The organism is Tenacibaculum sp. IMCC1, assembly GCF_054906355.1.
Window position 1 is genome coordinate 671168 of sequence record NZ_CM142818.1, and the last position, 18849, is coordinate 690016.

General features: G+C 33.8%; 8 protein-coding genes. 3 read left to right on the top strand and 5 right to left on the bottom strand.

Annotated features, from left to right (window positions below; translation table 11 throughout):
• Nucleotides 1-78 precede the first annotated feature (78 nt).
• Nucleotides 79-5574, bottom strand: coding sequence for an alpha-2-macroglobulin family protein (locus ACXIHB_RS03215; protein WP_462098885.1), 5496 nt, complete (start codon nt 5572-5574; stop codon nt 79-81).
• Between the two features lie 258 nt (nt 5575-5832).
• Here ACXIHB_RS03215 and ACXIHB_RS03220 point away from each other — a divergent pair, with 258 nt between their 5' ends.
• The 3 genes from ACXIHB_RS03220 to ACXIHB_RS03230 all read left to right on the top strand — a co-directional run bounded on the left by ACXIHB_RS03220 (nt 5833) and on the right by ACXIHB_RS03230 (nt 7446).
• Nucleotides 5833-6414, top strand: a complete 582-nt coding sequence (locus tag ACXIHB_RS03220) for a MiaE family protein (RefSeq protein WP_073183535.1) — start codon at nt 5833-5835, stop codon at nt 6412-6414.
• On the top strand, nt 6414-6851 hold the full coding sequence (locus ACXIHB_RS03225) for a DUF4268 domain-containing protein (RefSeq protein ID WP_159616744.1): 438 nt from the start codon (nt 6414-6416) through the stop codon (nt 6849-6851). Before ACXIHB_RS03220 ends, ACXIHB_RS03225 begins: the two co-directional genes overlap by 1 nt.
• A gap of 103 nt (nt 6852-6954) precedes the next feature.
• A complete protein-coding gene (locus ACXIHB_RS03230; RefSeq protein WP_047790570.1) occupies nt 6955-7446 on the top strand; it encodes a CAP domain-containing protein in 492 nt (163 codons plus the stop codon).
• Between the two features lie 55 nt (nt 7447-7501).
• Here the strand turns inward: ACXIHB_RS03230 and ACXIHB_RS03235 are convergent, their stop codons facing one another.
• Genes ACXIHB_RS03235 through ACXIHB_RS03250 form a run of 4 tightly spaced genes read right to left on the bottom strand, consistent with a single transcriptional unit; the run spans nt 7502 to nt 18617 of the window.
• Nucleotides 7502-9391 (bottom strand): OmpA family protein, encoded by a 1890-nt coding sequence (locus tag ACXIHB_RS03235; protein ID WP_462098886.1) that lies wholly within the window; start codon nt 9389-9391, stop codon nt 7502-7504.
• An 11-nt stretch (nt 9392-9402) separates the two neighbouring features.
• A complete protein-coding gene (locus ACXIHB_RS03240) occupies nt 9403-10344 on the bottom strand; it encodes a PorP/SprF family type IX secretion system membrane protein (RefSeq protein ID WP_159616748.1) in 942 nt (313 codons plus the stop codon).
• 10 nt (nt 10345-10354) lie between these two features.
• Nucleotides 10355-18097, bottom strand: coding sequence for a gliding motility-associated C-terminal domain-containing protein (locus ACXIHB_RS03245; RefSeq protein ID WP_462098887.1), 7743 nt, complete (start codon nt 18095-18097; stop codon nt 10355-10357).
• Between the two features lie 43 nt (nt 18098-18140).
• Nucleotides 18141-18617, bottom strand: a complete 477-nt coding sequence (locus ACXIHB_RS03250; protein WP_462098888.1) for a hypothetical protein — start codon at nt 18615-18617, stop codon at nt 18141-18143.
• Nucleotides 18618-18849 lie beyond the last annotated feature (232 nt).

Below are 18849 nucleotides of genomic sequence, written 5' to 3' on the forward strand. Positions count from 1 at the left end.
ATCCCTCGTACCCTCTTTTAAAATTTAACAAATAACAAACAATCACTACAAAAACCGTAATGATTGTTTAGAAACTATTTACTTAATTACCTTAATCCACTGTCCCTTAGTACGAGCTATATAATCGTTGTCATACATTGCTTCTACTTGTACTCCTGGTAAATAATATTCACCTAAATACGAAGCATTCACTAATACTCTAAATGTTTTGGTTTCGTACTTCTTCAAGGTAAAGTAGTTACTGATACTTGCATCTCGTATATCGGTATAATCTACTTTTGAAGATGTTGTATTGTTTCCAAAATCAGTAAAACGTGTATTTACAATTTCCCATCCTGAAGGAATGTATTGCGTTAATGCTACATTTTCAATGGTTTCACTTGTTGGATTTTTCACTGTAACTTCTGCTACAAAATTGGTTCCTTGTGACAAGTTATCTGGAGTAATACGAGCTCCATCTTTTGTTTTGTATGTAATAGTGGTTTCTAAATTCTTTTGGAATACTTTTTCTTCACCTACTGGTAAAATTCCTTTGTTTAGTATACGTACATATAAAACTCCGTCATTTTTATTTGTTATTTTTAATGAATTCTCCTTTTGAATAGCTATTAAATCTTTTGCTAACAGCGATTTTGAAGTACTTGCTTCTCCTGAAGCCTTATTTAAAATATAACTTGTATTAATTCCGTCACTACCGCCATTTTTTAGAGCATATTGGCTCATTGCCAACAAACTATAGGCTGTAGTTTGTGTGCTCATCCAACGCTCGCTTGATAGATTTTCAGCAATTTCTTTTGCTAATTTTATTGATTTAGTTTCGTCGTCTAACAACATATAGGTTTCTAACGACATTGCTTTGTTTCTAGTTTCAGAACCATAGTTTGAATAATATCGTTTTGTATAGGTATAACCGGTTATTCCTTTTAAAATAGATTTTGCAATAGCCTTTTTACCTATTAAAGCATACGCACTTGCTAATCTCATTTTTGCTTCATCTGAAACTCCCATTGATTCTCGTAAACGGTTCATTGATGCTAAATCAGGACTATTTGCTAAACTCAACGTATATAATCTATATGCTTGTGATAATGAGTTGTTATAGTAACGTGAGTTATTTCTCCAATTACGTGCTTGTTGCTTTTGATATCCTATCCATTTTGATTTGAAACCAATAGGTAGTACATACCCTTTCTTCTCAGCCGCTATCATAAAATGACCTGCATAAGACGTTCCCCAACTATCTGCGGTACTATTTCCTTGCCAGTATGACAATCCTCCATTAGATAATTGGAAATCTGATAAACGTTGAATTGCTGCTTTTATATTTCTTTCTGTTGAAGCTATCTTTTCTTTTGATAACTCAAATAATTCTGGTAAAAACAACTGTGGAAAAGCACCTGAAGTTGTTTGTTCTACACATCCATGCGGATAACGAATTAAGTATCCCAAACGCTTGGTAAAGTTCATTGGTGGTAAGGTTGATAACTCTAACGTAGCTCCGTTCGTTCCTTTAGTACCAAAACTTGTAAAGTTAATCTCCCCTACTTCATTAGATTTCAATACGACATCTTTTACTTCAGTAGTTACTGGATTTGGGTTTAACACATCTATTTCTACTTCGTAAGATGCTTTTTCTCTTCCTGAACTTGCGTCTATTTTTACTTTACCAATTCCTTTAAAATCATTTACTTTTAGGGTAAAATACGCCATTTTTTCATCTGGCTGACTAAATGAAACGGTTTGTGTTTTATCTCCTACAATAGTATATGCTTCGTTTGGTTGTACTGTAACTTTTACATTTTTAATGTTTGGTTTCATTGCAAAAACAGTAACTGGTAAGGTAACGGTTTCTTGTGGTGTTATTTTACGAGGCAATGATGCTAAAATCATTACTGGTTTTCGTACAAAAGCTGTTTTTTCATCGCTACCGTACGCATCTTTTTTAGTATCAGTAGCCACCACCATAGCTCGAACAGATCCTACATATTTAGGTATTTTTATTTTATGTTCCTTACTGTCTCCTTTTTCTAAATCGAAAGGGCCTAAATACGTAACCATTGGTTTGAATCGATTCGCTTTTCGGTTTTTACTTCCTGCCTCTGCTTCATCTCCTCCAATACTTAATATTTGATTTACTTTTCCACCGTAAGCACCAATAACGTCATCAAAAATATCCCAAGTTTTTACACCAAGAGATTGGCGTGCATAGAACACTCCCCATGGATTTGGTGTTTTAAAACGTGTTAAATCCAACAAACCTTCATCTACCAATGCAATGGTATAAGTCATCGCCCTACCTTTTTCTTCTTTTACTTGAATAGTAGCCGTAGACTCTGGTCTTAACTCGTCCGCTAACTGGATTTTTGGTTCTAATTTCGTTGCAGGATTATGTACCAACATTGGTATTGAACCGTACATACGAATTGGTAAATCGTTTACTGTTTGACTATGTTTTTGTAACAATGAAATGTTTACAAATACATTTGGTGTATAACTCGCTTTTACTGGGAAACTAAACGATGTTTGTTGTGCTTGTGTTGGTACCCAGAAATGATCTAATACTTCTGTTCCATTCTCAATAGTAATAAATGCTTTTCCTCCTTCTGAAGACGGAAACTTCACTGTTGCTTTTTCATCTACTTCATACGATTCTTTATCGGTTGTAAATACCAACATCGTAGCGTTACTTTTATCTTGATTTCCTTTTTTCTTAGCATACCAAGAAGGCCAATCAAAATAAACCACATTTGAGGTAACATGCTTACTTTTTGAGTCTTTTACTTTTATTAAATAACGTCCCCAATCATTTTCGTCAACCTTTAATTTAAAAGTCCCTTTACCGCTTGCATTTGTTGTTACTTTTAATTTCTTATAAGGTTCATGATAACGTGTACCATCATAACTAGACAATCCATTATCAGAAGTACTCCACCACCAACGCCATGATAATTTATATACATTTACTTCTAAAGTATTTGCTATTCCTACTCCTTCTTCGTTTACTGAAGCTACATTAAATGTATAGTTTTCATCTGTAAATAAATAGTTTTTAGATTGTGGTTCTTCAGCATCTTGTAATCCAGCATACGAAGTATACGGTGACACTTTATTAGAAAATACATCGGTACTAAAGTCTCCTCCATTTTCATATACTTTTGTAATAAAACTCGCTCTTAACATTCCTGGAGCTTTACTATCTAATTTAGGTTTTACCGAGAATTTAGTAGTTCCATCATTACTCAAACTTCCTTTTAGCACTTTAAACTCTTCTGTTCCAAATCGACGAGTTACATCATCAAAATTATAGTTTTTGAATTTTGAAAATTCCGTATTAGTTTGTGAGAATTTCCCGTTGATATCTAACTTTAATCCTCTTGCTATTGCTCCATGTAACCATTTTACTTCTACATTTCCTGTAATAGTTGAATTTGCTTTGATGAACTCTGCATCTGTAGCTAGTTTTATCTTTAATCGATTCGGTTTTATGGTTTCAATCTTTAATGTTTTATTGAAAACAGCTCCGCCAACACTTACACGTAACTTCCAATTACCAGTAATAGCTTCTGGGTTTGTTATAGGAGCGTATGTGTATACATTGTTTGATTTTTTTGAAAGTACTTTTCTATCGATTATTTTTCCTTGCGGATTTATTAATTCAAATTTTATTGGGTGTTCCTCTGGAATTGGATTCGCATTATCGTTTAAAACAAAAGTTAAAAACAATTGATCTCCTGGTCTCCAAACTCCTCGTTCTCCATAAATATACCCTTTGATTCCTTCTTGTAATTTCACTCCAGAAACATCAAACTTACTCATTGAAAGTGCATCACCGTCTTTCAACTTCACATAAGTTGTATTGTTGTTTTTAGTAACTACTGCAAAAAAGGCATTAGTAACATCAGAAAAAGAAACTACTCCTTCTTTATTAGTTGTTGCTGAAGTTACTTCTTGCTTTTGTAAATTATATAAAGTTACTTTTGCTCCTTCTATAGCACCTGTAGTAAGTATATCTGTTACTGCTACTAACGTTTTATTATTATTTCCTTTTTTAATTATAACTCCAATATTGGTAGCTAAAATATTTGTACTAATATCTTTGTTATAATAGTATGACGTTGTGCAAGGATCCTCTCTATCTCTCCAATTATAATCGTAGTAATAATCGTCATAGTAATTAGGGTTGTCATAGCTTTTGGTATCTATCTCCTTTTTTCCGAAAACGATGGTTTTCGTTGAAACACCTTCTGCACATTTATAATTTGAATAGTCTTTATTAAATGAAAACTCGACTCTATACATCGCTCCGTTTTCCACTTTTATTATTTCTGCTAAATCAATAGCAAAAGCATTTTCTTTACTTAGATCTAATCCTTGATTACCAAGGTTTACTGTGTATTTAGCTACAGGACGCCCTACATAACGTAAATTTCCTTGATTACTTAAACTATTATTTTGTAAAAACTGTAATACATTTTCCTTATATACTTTGTAAATTGTAGCATCAACCGCTTTTAAGTTAACTGCACTAAAATTTATTTTTAGGTTATTAGAGTTTGGAAGTATTGATCCACTCTTTATAAACTTTACCGCAGGCTTTAATTCTTCAAAATAAACCGTTTTAATTGTGTTTTCTTTTAAAGTATAACCATCAACACTCTTAATTCCTTTGAAAATCTCTAAATCAACTTTTTGTGTAAATGATGATTTTGGATATACTGTTACTTTGTTACTATTTATCTTGTATGTAAAAGCTCTTTTTTGAGTATTTAAAAACTGAATAAGTCCTTTTAAATTTTGTGATTTTTGTAATGGGTCTGAGAAGCTTATTTCAATATGTTGTTTATCTATATCAATAACTTCAACATTTAATATCTTAAAGTTGTTTTTTCCTGTTATGGTAACTTCTCTACTTCCTTTGGACTCTGACTGAATTGGTGTTCCAGTCCACTCTACCTTTAATTGTTTGTCTTCCTCATAGCGCTCTATACTGTCTATCTTAAAGTAAACTTTAGAACTTACTTTACCTACAGTACTAAACTTTATAGCTTTTTCTTTCCCATTATATGTAGCTCTAATTAAAGAAGGAATTTTTTCCGTTTCTATAATATCACTAGCAATTAACTCTCCTTCTACTGCATATAGTTTTTTATTATGAACACTTGGAGCTTGTAAAGAAACGTTGAATAATAATTCTTTAGTTTTTACTTTAACAGTAAAGTTCTCTAAATCTTCCTCTATATCTTCATATAATTTAGATAAATGAAGTGTTATTAAATATTCTTGATTGCTTTTTAGTTTTTCAGCTGGAACAAAAACTAACTCATTATCATTTAAAACTACTTCTCCTTTTATAGCTGGTTTTGTAGTAATAACTTCAGTGGCATCAAAGTTTGTCGTGACTTTATTTTTTAATACAAATTTTAAGTTAGGGTTTACCGATATTAGCTTATCTGGAAAAACACTAATATATTCACCAAATTCATTTACATTACTTTCTGTAGTAACTGTTTTTTTACACGAATTAGCTGTAATCATTAAAAAGACTAATGCTAAAGCGCCAATAATTTTTCCCATTTTTTTTTGTAACTGTAATTTCATTTCCTTAGAAGTTTTCTGTCTTTCTCTATTTTATCTAAAACTACTGAAAAATATTTTTAAAATATTACCCTATTTAGAATTTGTAGCAATCTATTTAGTATTCGTAATTCGGATCAATATTTTTTAAAGCAATTTTCTTAAGAGATTTTTTCAGCAACAAATTTACCATTTTTAGAGTATTTATAATACAATTAGCACTTATATTTTTTACTTTTACAACCTCAATTACACATTATGCTTGGATTACAATTTGACACAGAAACTTCATGGGTTGAAGTTGCTAAAAACGGATTAGAACAACTATTAACAGATCATGCTTTTGCTGAACAAAAAGCTGCTTCAAATGCTGTGTCAATTATTATCAATTACTCTGAAGAAACTGAACTTGTTAAAGATATGAGTGATATTGCTATTGAAGAAATGGAACATTTTAGGATGGTACATAACATAATGATAGAGCGAGATATGGTTTTAGGACAGGCTACTAAAAACGATTATGCTTTAAAATTGCAAAAATTTTTCCCTCATACAGGTAATAGAACTGAAGCGCTAATTCACAGACTTTTAGTTGCTGCTCTAATAGAAGCACGTAGCTGTGAACGTTTTAAGGTTTTTGCTGATAATATGGAAGATGAACAATTATCTAAATTTTATTTGGATTTAATGGTTTCTGAAGCAAATCATTACACCTTATTTTTAGGGTATGCTCGTAAGTATATGGATCGTGAAATCGTTGATAAAAAATGGGAAGATTTATTGGCTTTCGAAGCCGAAATGATGCGAGAAAGAGGTAAAACTGCAAAAGTTCACGGATAGTGTTTAGTAAAGAAGAATCTGCCCGATTGCGTAAAGAATTTTGGACTAGTTTTGGAAAATCTTTTCCAAGAAAATGGTTGTTATACAATACCAAAATAAAGGGATTTGCTTTTAAATTTCAAGCGGATAGAAAAAACGCTTCAGTTTGTTTAGATTTCGAACATCCAGAAGATGTAGCCAATGAATTACTTTACGATCAACTTCTTTCTTTGAAGAAAATATTGGAAACAGAATATTTACCTGAAGTTATATTTGATGATAATTTTGAGTTAAACAATCACAAAATTATTCGTAGAATTTATATCCCTTTTGATAAAAAATTTAGTGTTCACAATAAAGATACTTGGAGAGATTGTTATGAGTTTTTTGTAGAGACTATGACACAGTTTGAACTGTTTTTTTATGAATATGAAGACTTTATAAAACAGGCTATCTAATCATACAAAAATACGTTTAAGCATAAAAAGAAACTTGTTTTAAATTGTATTTTGTACTATTTTTGGACTTTTAAAATAATTTAACCCCTAACCCCTATTAAAAATGAATAACTTCCCCTTTAAGTTATTGGTACTATGTTGTGCCTTAGTTTTCTTTTCTTGTTCTTCAAATGAAAATGAATTAATTGACTCTCCTTCTGATTCTACCGTTAGCATAGAAGAAAAATCAATAGAAAATGAAATTCTTGATCTTATTAATGATTATAGGTTAAGCAAAGGCTTGTCTACTTTAAAAAAACTTGAAGCTATAAAATCTCAAACATATAATCATACTATGTATATGATAAAGAAAAAAGAGCTTTCTCACGATTTTTTTCATGATCGTAAAGATTATTTAGTTGAAAATACAAATGCTATTAAGGTTGCTGAAAATGTAGCTTATGGATATTCTACTGCTGAATCTGTTGTTAATGGATGGATTAAAAGCGAGGGACATCGAAAAAATATTGAAGGTGATTTTACCCATTTTGAAGTGACTGCCGAAAAAAACACTGGTGGTACATGGTACTATACCAATATTTTTGTAAAAAAATAACAACAATACTTGATAAGACCTCTATTTTTAAAATAAATAGAGGTCTTAGATATTATTATTTTTTATAATCATTAACAATTATAAATTTTGAGCGTCTGTTTTCTTGATGCTCTTCATCTGAACAAGGTACACCATTAGAACATTTGTTCACCAACTGCTTTTCTCCATAACCAATAGCACTTTCTATCCTGTTGGTAGCTATACCTCTTGAAAAAATATAATCTCTGGTAGATTTAGCTCTTCTATCTGATAAAATCTCATTGTATTTATCACTACCCCTACTATCTGTATGAGCTTCAATTTTAATAATCATTTTTGGATGATTCTTCATTACTCGTACAATATGCTCTAGTTCATAAGCTGCATCTGGTCGTATATTCCATTTATCAAAATCGAAAAATATAGGATCTATCACTATTTCGTTTCCTATAATTAATGGTGTTAAATATAAATCACGCTCTATTTCTATACCTCTTACATCTGTCGTTTCAATATTATTAATGAAGTCATCTTTATAATCTAGTTTTGTTCCTCTTAAAGAAAATTTCTTCTCACATTCAACTTCAAAAACGTAAGTGGCATCTTCTTGAGTTACGAACCTTTTTACAACTTTTCCTTTAAAGTCTATAAGCTCTACTAAAGTGTTAGGTAAAATTTCTTTTGTTCTTTTATCAAAAGTTCTCCCTTTAATATATTGTTTACACTTTAAGGTTCTAAACTTATATAAATCATCCTGTCCTTTTCCTCCTGGTCGGTTAGAAGAAAAGTACCCTGTTTTTGCATCTTCATTATAAAAGAAAGCAAAATCATCATATCCACTATTAAATGGAGCTCCTATATTTATAACTTCTGACGAGTTATTTTTTAGTAAATCAGATTTAAAAATATCTAATAATCCTAAATTTGCATAACCATCCGAAGAGAAATATAAGGTATAATCTTTAGCTACAAAAGGAAACATTTCTCTTCCTTTTGTATTTATTTTATCTCCTAAGTTTATTGGTGCTCCATACTCTCCATTAGCTAAAATAGCTACTTTATAAATATCCGTTAACCCATAACTATCTGGTCTATCAGATACAAAATATAATGTTTTATCATCCGGACTCAATGCTGGATGTCCACTAGAATACATTTTATCATTAAACGGTAACTCTTCAATATTATCCCATTGCCCATTAACCAACGTAGCTTTGAATATTTTTAAATGTGATGTACCTTTTTTACTATACTCTAGTTTTTTCTTTTCGTTTAAATTATTTCTTGTAAAATATAACGTTTTCCCGTCTTTAGTTATTGCTACACTCGATTCATGAAAACCCGTATTAATTTTAGAAGATACAATAGGAATAACACTTGCTATACTATTTTCATCTTTTTTATTTTTAATAATTTTGGCTTGATATAAGTCTAAATACGGTTGGTTATTCCATTCATAAATTTCACCATCTTTTTTTCTTGTCGAAGCAAAATATAGTTTTTGTCCATGTACATACGTTCCAAACTCTGAGTTTTTAGTATTAATTTCTAAGTTTGCTACTACTACAGAGTCTTTATTAAGTGTTTTTAATTTATTATAGTCAACATTTTTTACTTTTAACGCTTTGTCAGATAGCTTTTGAAGCCATTTATCTGCTTTGTCATACTCTCCTATACTTCTAAGTGACTGTACATACTTATATATAGCATCATCAGTTAAGTTTTCTTTTCTATTTGAAGCAACTCCATACCAATAAGCAGCTTGTTTAGAGTTTGAGTTATTATAATAACAATCTGCCAACCTTGTTATCATATCCACCCCATCATCTCCTTCGTTTATGGCTTTTTTATAAAATTCAGCTGCTTTTACATACGCATATTCTTTATAAAATTTATTTGCTATTTTTCTTTGAGAAAATGCAAAGCTTGATAAAAAAAGTAGTATCAGTGTAATTTTTGTCTTCATAACTATCCTTTTTAAAAATATCTAGGAGATTTCGTTCTATATGACTTAGGAAATAACTCAAACATTAATAATATTTCATGTGTACCATTTGAGTATTGATTAATGTCTGATAATGGATGCTCGTACGCGTAACCTATTCGGAACTGACGAGAAACTTGAAAATCTACTAAAGCCCCTAAAGCTCCTGTGTTTTCATTGATTCTATAAGAACCTCCTAACCAAAATTTTTCATTGAATAAGAAGTTTGCTGTTATGTCATATGATACTGGTGCTCCATTCGTTGCTTTAATTAACGTCGCTGGCTTAAACTTTACATTATCACTCAAATCAAAAACATATCCTCCTGTTAAATAATAACTTACTCTGTCTATAATTCCGTAATTAATTCCATTAACAACCAAATCATTATGATCTATATTTAATAATCTTGGAGCTGAAAACCCCACATACCATTTATTTGTATGTAATAATAAACCGCTCCCAAAATTAGGTTCCCATCTATTTTGAATCCCTGAAATTCCTGGGTCTGATCCTTCAGTTGCTATTAAGGCATCATCTATATTGTATTGAGTAAATCCTGCTTTAAGTCCAAAGGCTAATTTTATATCCTCATTAAGCTGAATCGTATATGAGAAATCTCCATATAAATAGGTGAAATTTTCATAACCTAATTGATCATTTATAAATGATAATCCTAATCCTATTTTATCATTTCTAAGAGGTGTGTGAATAGATAGGGTTTGTGTTTCTGGTGCTCTATCTAATCCTGCCCACTGACTTCTATGCAGTCCAACAATACTCAGTACTTCTCTACTTCCTGCATATGCAGGGTTGATAGAAATTGTATTATACATATATTGAGTAAACTGTGGTAGCTGTTGTGATTGAACTGTTAAAACTGTTGCAAAAAACAGTACAATAGTTGCTTTTAATAGCTTGTAATTTTGGTTCATAGCTATAATATTATTTAGTTCCTAAGTAAATTGCTCCTGTAAATGGTTTTAACCCACTATTTTCTAATATTACAATGTAGTAATATGTACCAGCCGGTAATCTTTCTGCTGATCCAAACGTTGCTCCATCTGAAGTTCCGTTCCAATTATTTGCATAATTTTTAGATTCAAAAACTCTAGCCCCCCAACGGTTAAATATTTTTACATTGGCTATAAATCCACAGGATTCAGCTCCTGTAACTTCGAAAAACTCATTCCATGAATCTCCATTAGGAGTTACTACTTTTGAAATTACCACATCTTCTTGCCCACATGGTAATACTAAACAGTCATCGTTTATATTAATCGTAACTTCTGTTACTGTTAAACAACTACTATTTGATGATGTATATGTAAACACATAATCTCCTAAATTTACTCCTGACGGATCAAAACTTCCATCATTAGATATTGTAACGCTTCCTTGAGTCACTTCCCAAGTTCCGTTTTCACTTTGATTTGCCAAATAATCATTTAAGTTAATTTCGCCATCGTCAATACACCTTGAATCCGCTATTTCTGTTACAGATGTTTTTACAGTTACTGTAATATACTGTATAAAGTCTGCTACATTTCCACAGTCATCTGTAACTGTCCATTTTCTTGTAATTGTATAATCGCTATCACTTCCATCAAACGTACTTGTTTCCTCAAAGTTAGTTTGTGTTACATTTGAAGAACAATTGTCTGTAAATTCTAAAGTTGGAACATCAGGAACAGTATCACATTCTACTATAATGTCTTCTAATGTTGATACCAATTGTGGTGCTTCATTATCTTCAATAGTTATTACTTGAGTATGAGAAGCTTCATTACCCGCACAATCTTCTACTGCCCATGTTCTTGTAACTGTATACTCTGATGCACATATATTGTCTTGTCCTGAAAATTCTTCTGAGTAATTCACAGTTACAGAAGTGTCACAATTATCGGTTGCTGTTAAAATTACTGCAGTTGGAATTGTATCACAACTTACTGTTACATCTGCTGGTAATTCCTCTACAAATTCGGGTGCTTGTGTATCTTCAACAGTTACTACTTGAGTATGCGAAGTTTCATTACCCGCACAATCTTCTACTGTCCATGTTCTTGTAACTGTATATTCTGATGCACATGCATCATCTTGTCCTGAAAATTCTTCTGAGTAATTCACAGTTACAGAAGCATCACAATTATCGGTTGCTGTTAAAATTACTGCAGTTGGAATTGTATCACAACTTACTATTGCATCTGCTGGTAATTCCTCTACAAACTCTGGAGCCGTAGTATCTTCAACTGTTACTACTTGAGTGTGTGATGTACTATTACCTGCACAATCTTGAACTGCCCAAGTTCTTGTAATCGTATATTCTGATGCACATATATAGTCTTGTCCTGAAAATTCTTCTGAGTAATTCACAGTTACAGAAGTATCACAGTTATCTGTTGCGGTTAATACCGCTGCTGCTGGAATTGTATCACAACTTACTGTTGCATCTGCTGGTAATTCCTCTACAAATTCGGGTGCTACTGTGTCTTCTACTGCGATTACTTGGATATGAGTAGTCGTGTTTCCTGAACAATCTGATACTGTCCATTTTCTTGTAATCAAGTATTCTGATCCACAAGCATCGTCATCTCCACTGGTTACTTCACTTGGAATTACCATTACTGATGCATCACAATTATCTGTCGCTGTTAAAGTTTCCATCACTGGAATGTTATCACAACTTACAGTGATTTCCGCTGCTGGTAAAGTCTCTACAAACTCTGGCGCTGTAGTATCTTCTACTGTAATTACCTGAATGTGGGTAGTCGTGTTTCCTGAACAATCTGATACTGTCCATTTTCTTGTAATCAAGTATTCTGATCCACAAGCATCGTCATCTCCACTGGTTACTTCACTTGGAATTACCGTTACTGATGCATCACAATTATCTGTCGCTGCTAAAGTTTCCATCACTGGAATGTTATCACAACTTACCGTAATTTCTGCCGCTGGTAAAGTCTCTACAAATTCTGGTGCTACTGTATCTTCTACAGTAATTACCTGAATATGTGTTGTTGTATTTCCTGAACAATCTGATACTGTCCATTTTCTTGTAATCAAGTATTCTGATCCACAAGCATCGTCATCTCCACTGGTTACTTCACTTGGAATTACTGCCACAGAAGCATCACAATTATCGGTTGCTGTTAAGGTTTCCATTACTGGAATGTTATCACAACTTACAGTAATTTCTGCCGCTGGTAAAGTCTCTACAAACTCTGGTGCTACTGTGTCTTCTACTGTGATTACTTGGATATGTGTTGTTGTGTTTCCTGAACAATCTGATACTGTCCATTTTCTTGTAATCAAGTATTCTGATCCACAAGCATCGTCATCTCCACTGGTTACTTCACTTGGAATTACCGTTACTGATGCATCACAATTATCTGTCGCTGTTAAAGTTTCCATCACTGGAATGTTATCACAACTTACCGTAATTTCTGCCGCTGGTAAAGTCTCTACAAATTCTGGTGCTACTGTATCTTCTACAGTAATTACCTGAATGTGGGTAGTCGTGTTTCCTGAACAATCTGATACGGTCCATTTTCTTGTAATCAAATATTCTGATCCACAAGCATCATCATCACCACTGGTTACTTCGCTTGGAATTACCGTTACTGATGCATCACAATTATCGGTTGCTGTTAAGGTTTCCATTACTGGAATGTTATCGCAACTTACCGTAATTTCTGCCGCTGGTAAAGTCTCTACAAATTCTGATGCTACTGTGTCTTCTATGGTGAACTTAGCACTAGTTGTATTTACAGTGTTTCCACAAGCATCTTTTGCTGTAAAAACCACCTCTACTTCTCCTGTAAAACTACAGGTATATGTTAAAGCTGTATAATTATTACTCCATGTTACAATACTACAATTATCCGTCGCTGTCGCTCCTCCATTAGTTGCTAACCAATTATTTAACTCTGCTATGTTTCCTGCTCCATCACATTCTACAATTTTATCTGATGGTTGCTGAGTTATTGTGGGTGCTGTTTCATCTTTAATTAAATATCCTGCTGTTGTAGTACTAAAGTTTCCACAAGCATCTGTTGCTGTAAAAGTTACTGTGATATAACTTCCATCACATTTTACAGAGGTATCATTCCCATAATTATTGGTCCATGTTACAGTACTACAGTTATCGGTTGCTGTAGCTCCTGCATTACTATTCAACCAATCTTGTAACGTAGTTTCTGTATCTCCTACTCCGCATTCTATATCTATATTATTTTTGTTTGTTTCGTCTATAATTGGTGCTGTATTATCTTTTACTGTTATTGTTTGAACTTTTTCAGTTGTGTTGCCACAGTTATCAGTAAGACTCCATGTACGAGTAACTATTACTTCTCCTTCACAGGTTCCTGCCGATTCTACATCATTATAACTAGCATCTAAAGTTGTATCACAATTATCAGATTCATTGGTAACATCACCAGTAATTCCAATACTAGCATCATAAGTACAATTATCATCTTTATAAATTGTAATATCTACTGGTACTGTAAAATCTGGGTTAGTAATATCCGTTACCGTAATGGTTTGGGTATGACTTACCGTGTTACCACAGTTGTCGGTTGATTCCCATTGACGTACGATTTCTCCACAGCCGTCTACTACCGTATTGCTTACTTCGGTAAAGATTACATCTACTACACTATCACAATTATCGGTTGCAGTGATGGTTGGTACTGCTGGTATAGCTTCACAGTCGACACTTACATCGGCTGGTGTTGCTGATAATACGGGTGCTGTAGTATCGGTTACTGTAATGGTTTGTGTATGACTTACCGTGTTGCCACAGTTGTCGGTTGATTCCCATTGACGTACAATCTCTCCACAGCCGTCTACTACCGTATTGCTTACTTCAGTGAATACTACATCTACTACGCTATCACAGTTATCGGTTGCGGTAATAGTTGGTACTGCTGGTATGGCTTCACAGTCGACACTTACATCAGCTGGTTCTGCTGATAATACAGGCGCAGTGGTATCGGTTACTGTAATGGTTTGGGTATGACTTACCGTGTTACCACAGTTGTCGGTTGATTCCCATTGGCGTACAATCTCTCCACAGCCGTCTACTACGGTATTGCTTACTTCAGTAAAGACTACATCTACTACGCTATCGCAATTATCGGTTGCTGTGATGGTTGGTACTGATGGGATGGCTTCACAGTCGACACTTACATCAGCTGGTTCTGCTGATAATACAGGCGCAGTGGTATCGGTTACTGTAATGGTTTGGGTATGACTTACCGTGTTACCACAGTTGTCGGTTGATTCCCATTGGCGTACAATCTCTCCACAACCGTCTACTACTGTATTGCTTACTTCAGTGAATACTACATCTACTACGCTATCACAATTATCGGTTGCTGTGATGGTTGGTACTGCTGGGATGGCTTCACAGTCGACACTTACATCGGCTGGTGTTGCTGATAATACGGGTGAAGTGGTATCGGTTACTGTGATGGTTTGGATATGACTTACGGTGTTACCACAGTTGTCGGTTGATTCCCATTGGCGTACAATCTCTCCACAACCGTCTACTACTGTATTGCTTACTTCAGTGAATACTACATCTACTACGCTATCACAATTATCGGTTGCTGTGATGGTTGGTACTGCTGGGATGGCTTCACAGTCGACACTTACATCAGCTGGTGTTGCTGATAATACGGGCGCAGTGGTATCGGTTACTGTAATGGTTTGGGTGTGGCTTACCGTGTTACCACAGTTATCGGTTGATTCCCATTGGCGTACAATTTCTCCACAGCCGTCTACTACCGTATTGCTTACTTCAGTGAATACTACGTCAACTACGCTATCACAGTTATCGGTTGCTGTGATGGTTGGTACTGATGGGATAGCTTCACAGTCGACACTTACATCGGCTGGTGTTGCTGATAATACGGGTTCAGTGGTATCGGTTACTGTAATGGTTTGGGTATGACTTACGGTGTTACCACAGTTGTCGGTTGATTCCCATTGACGTACAATCTCTCCACAGCCGTCTACTACTGTATTGTTTACTTCGGTAAAGACTACGTCTACTACGCTATCGCAATTATCGGTTGCTGTGATGGTTGGTACTGATGGGATGGCTTCACAGTCGACACTTACATCGGCTGGTGTTGCTGATAAAACGGGTGCAGTGGTATCGGTTACTGTAATGGTTTGGGTATGACTTACGGTGTTGCCACAGTTATCGGTTGATTCCCATTGACGTACAATTTCTCCACAGCCGTCTACTACCGTATTGCTTACTTCAGTGAATACTACGTCAACTACGCTATCACAGTTATCGGTTGCTGTGATGGTTGGTACTGATGGGATGGCTTCACAGTCGACACTTACATCGGCTGGTGTTGCTGATAATACGGGTGCTGTAGTATCGGTTACCGTGATGGTTTGTGTATGACTTACCGTGTTGCCACAATTGTCGGTTGATTCCCATTGACGTACGATTTCTCCACAGCCGTCTACTACTGTATTGCTTACTTCGGTAAAGATTACATCTACTACACTATCACAATTATCGGTTGCGGTAATGGTTGGTACTGCTGGTATAGCTTCACAATCGACACTTACATCGGCTGGTGTTGCTGATAATACGGGTGCTGAAGTATCAGTTACCGTAATGGTTTGGGTATGACTTACGGTGTTACCACAGTTGTCGGTTGATTCCCATTGACGTACAATCTCTCCACAACCGTCTACTACTGTATTGCTTACTTCGGTAAAGACTACGTCTACTACGCTATCGCAATTATCGGTTGCTGTGATGGTTGGTACTGATGGGATGGCTTCACAGTCGACACTTACATCGGCTGGTGTTGCTGATAAAACGGGTGCTGAAGTATCAGTTACCGTAATGGTTTGGGTAAATTGTCCACTTGTTCTTCCACAACTATCTGTAAATGTCCAAATATTAGTATATGTTCCTATAACAGGACAATTAGTTGTTGAAGCCTCAAAACTTCCAGGTATTTTGGTTATTGTTAAATCACAACTTGCTTCTGGGGTAAGTAATTGCGCCGTAGCTAGGGCAGCACTATCTTCACAAGACACTGTTCTATCTAATAAATCGACTGTAGTTGTCCAATTAGCCTCGTCAGGTTGGTTAATACTTATCTCATTAGGTAAATTATCTCCTATACCACAAGAATCAACTGATTTAGAACTTAAAGTTGTTTGTGTACTATTATTTTCTTCTCCTGCATAAGTTGCTATTAATTGCATTTGAAATTTATCGGAACACATTTCTTCTAGAAAATAACACTGTTCTTTTACTTTCACCTGAAAACTTAAACTATATGGTGTACCTCCAACATCTGTAATTCCATCAATAGCATCAAAGGTTAATAATCTAGTTGTTGTATTATAGCTATAAGTAACCCCAAAAGGTAACCCTATTATTGGTTCTATTAAATCTACTTCTTGAGGTATTGTTGTTTCTATTGTTAAGTCTTTTACATTGTCATTACCATTGTTTTCTATATTGACTGAAAAACTAACAGTGTCTTCTACACTACTAGTATTTGTTGAGCTTGATAATATTAATGGCGCTAAATCTGGTTTCCAAACATCTACAGACAATCCTATTAAAAAGAGTCCGTATGTTTCTTGGTTTGATGTTAATCTTATTGTCGCAGAAGTTTGATTGTTAGCTATTATACTATTTCCTGGATTACTAAGAGCAAATACATCTGCATCAAATCCTAAAGTATTAGTACTAGCTGGATTTCTATCTATAAAGTTACTTCCATTTTTAGCTATTCTACTATTAAAAAAATTACTTGAACTCCTTAAACTATATGATAAATCTACCCAATTGTTACTAGTATTTTTTATTTGCAACCTGTCTCCTGATAAATCTCTATCTCCTTCTAAGGCACCTATTACTACATCTACATCTACATCTCCTGTTGGTACTGTTTGAAAACCACTAAATCCAATTTCAAAATTATTAACACTACTTGTAACATGTGCGTAACCATCAAAAAGCGATATATTTTTTGCTGGTAAAGTAGGGCTTTCATATACAAATACTATTTGCCAACCTCCAGAAGTTCCTGTATTTCCTCCACCATGTGAAGTCAAACTTCCTTCCTTTGCCCTAACATTAGCTACTTGATAAGTTCCATAGGGTGTTGCCAAAGCTTTTACTTCACTTGTGATATCCTTAAAACAAATGTATGGATCATTAACAAAGTGACCTATCTCGTCTCTTCCTCTATAAATAACATCATCAGCAGTTATAGTTGTATAACCTAAACTTCCTGGTAATTGCAATTTTACTTTATTATAATCCCAATTGGGTTCATCTGAAGAATTGTCTTCCTCTTTATCAGCTGCTGCCCAGTATAAATATGCTTTCTTTATACTTAAACAACTAACTGTTGGCTCTGGGTTAGATAAGTTTGCGCTACTTGAATTGAATGTACTTGCATCACTATCTATATCAACAAAAACGTTATTACTAAAGTCATGGTTTCCGTCGCTTCCTATATAGCTCGTTGTTTTATTTCTTGATAAAACATTATTTGCTATTAATGTTACATTTCCTTTAACTGCTTCTGAAAATCTAGGTTGGAATCCTTTTTTTATTTGGGCTTCTAATTTTCCGCCAGCAACGAGAAAAACCACTATAAAAAATAAAGTAAAACTAGTAATTTTTTTCATGTCCTCTAAGTTTTTCTAATAACAACAATCTTATGCTAATCGTCTAATTGTCATTACTCTGATTTGGTATATCTGTTTTTATATTAATCTTGCTAGAGGGAGCTTTTTTCTGTAATGACACTTGCTCTTGAAGGTCATTTACCAGGAGTTCTATACAATTCCAACTTCCTAATTTGATATTGTATGGTTTAGTTATTTTTAAATAAAGTATTTTACTTCTTTTAGATAGTACTTTTAATGCTTTTATAAGAGGTTTCTTTTTTTCATCTAATAATGAATACTCTAATATCGTTTCTATTTTTTCTTGATTTTTGCACGGTACATTGTTTATGGAAAAACGATATTCTTTTTCTACTATGCTATTATTGCTAATCTTTAGTTTATGCACATGCACTCTTTCATAATCTGGTTTATCACTATAGGAAACTACCGATAACTCTGTTAAATTTTGTGAACAAAGACTTAAACCGCTACCTAAAAAGAATAAATACAGTAGTTTTTGAATAATATTTTTTCTCATATTATTTGTTTTTATAATTATTATACTACATATACAAGCAATAAAAGTTGTATATCTAACTTTAAAAGTGGGGGTAACTGTAATTTTGGGGGCAGGGTAATTAAGAGGTACGCATTTCAGAGTATTATATAAGTATAACACATAAAGAATGTACAATAAGATTTTTCGAGGAAGCCAATACTAAATGGAATAGTATTATTTTTGAGGGATTAACGTTTTTTAAGTTCTAAAA

Excerpts from the sequence above, each read along its gene's own strand:
- ACXIHB_RS03215 (WP_462098885.1), bottom strand. The coding sequence starts at position 5,574 with ATGGGAAAAATTATTGGCGCTTTAGCATTAGTCTTTTTAATGATTACA.
- ACXIHB_RS03220 (WP_073183535.1), top strand. The coding sequence starts at position 5,833 with ATGCTTGGATTACAATTTGACACAGAAACTTCATGGGTTGAAGTTGCT.
- ACXIHB_RS03230 (WP_047790570.1), top strand. The coding sequence starts at position 6,955 with ATGAATAACTTCCCCTTTAAGTTATTGGTACTATGTTGTGCCTTAGTT.
- ACXIHB_RS03235 (WP_462098886.1), bottom strand. The coding sequence starts at position 9,391 with ATGAAGACAAAAATTACACTGATACTACTTTTTTTATCAAGCTTTGCA.
- ACXIHB_RS03240 (WP_159616748.1), bottom strand. The coding sequence starts at position 10,344 with ATGAACCAAAATTACAAGCTATTAAAAGCAACTATTGTACTGTTTTTT.
- ACXIHB_RS03245 (WP_462098887.1), bottom strand. The coding sequence starts at position 18,097 with ATGAAAAAAATTACTAGTTTTACTTTATTTTTTATAGTGGTTTTTCTC.
- ACXIHB_RS03250 (WP_462098888.1), bottom strand. The coding sequence starts at position 18,617 with ATGAGAAAAAATATTATTCAAAAACTACTGTATTTATTCTTTTTAGGT.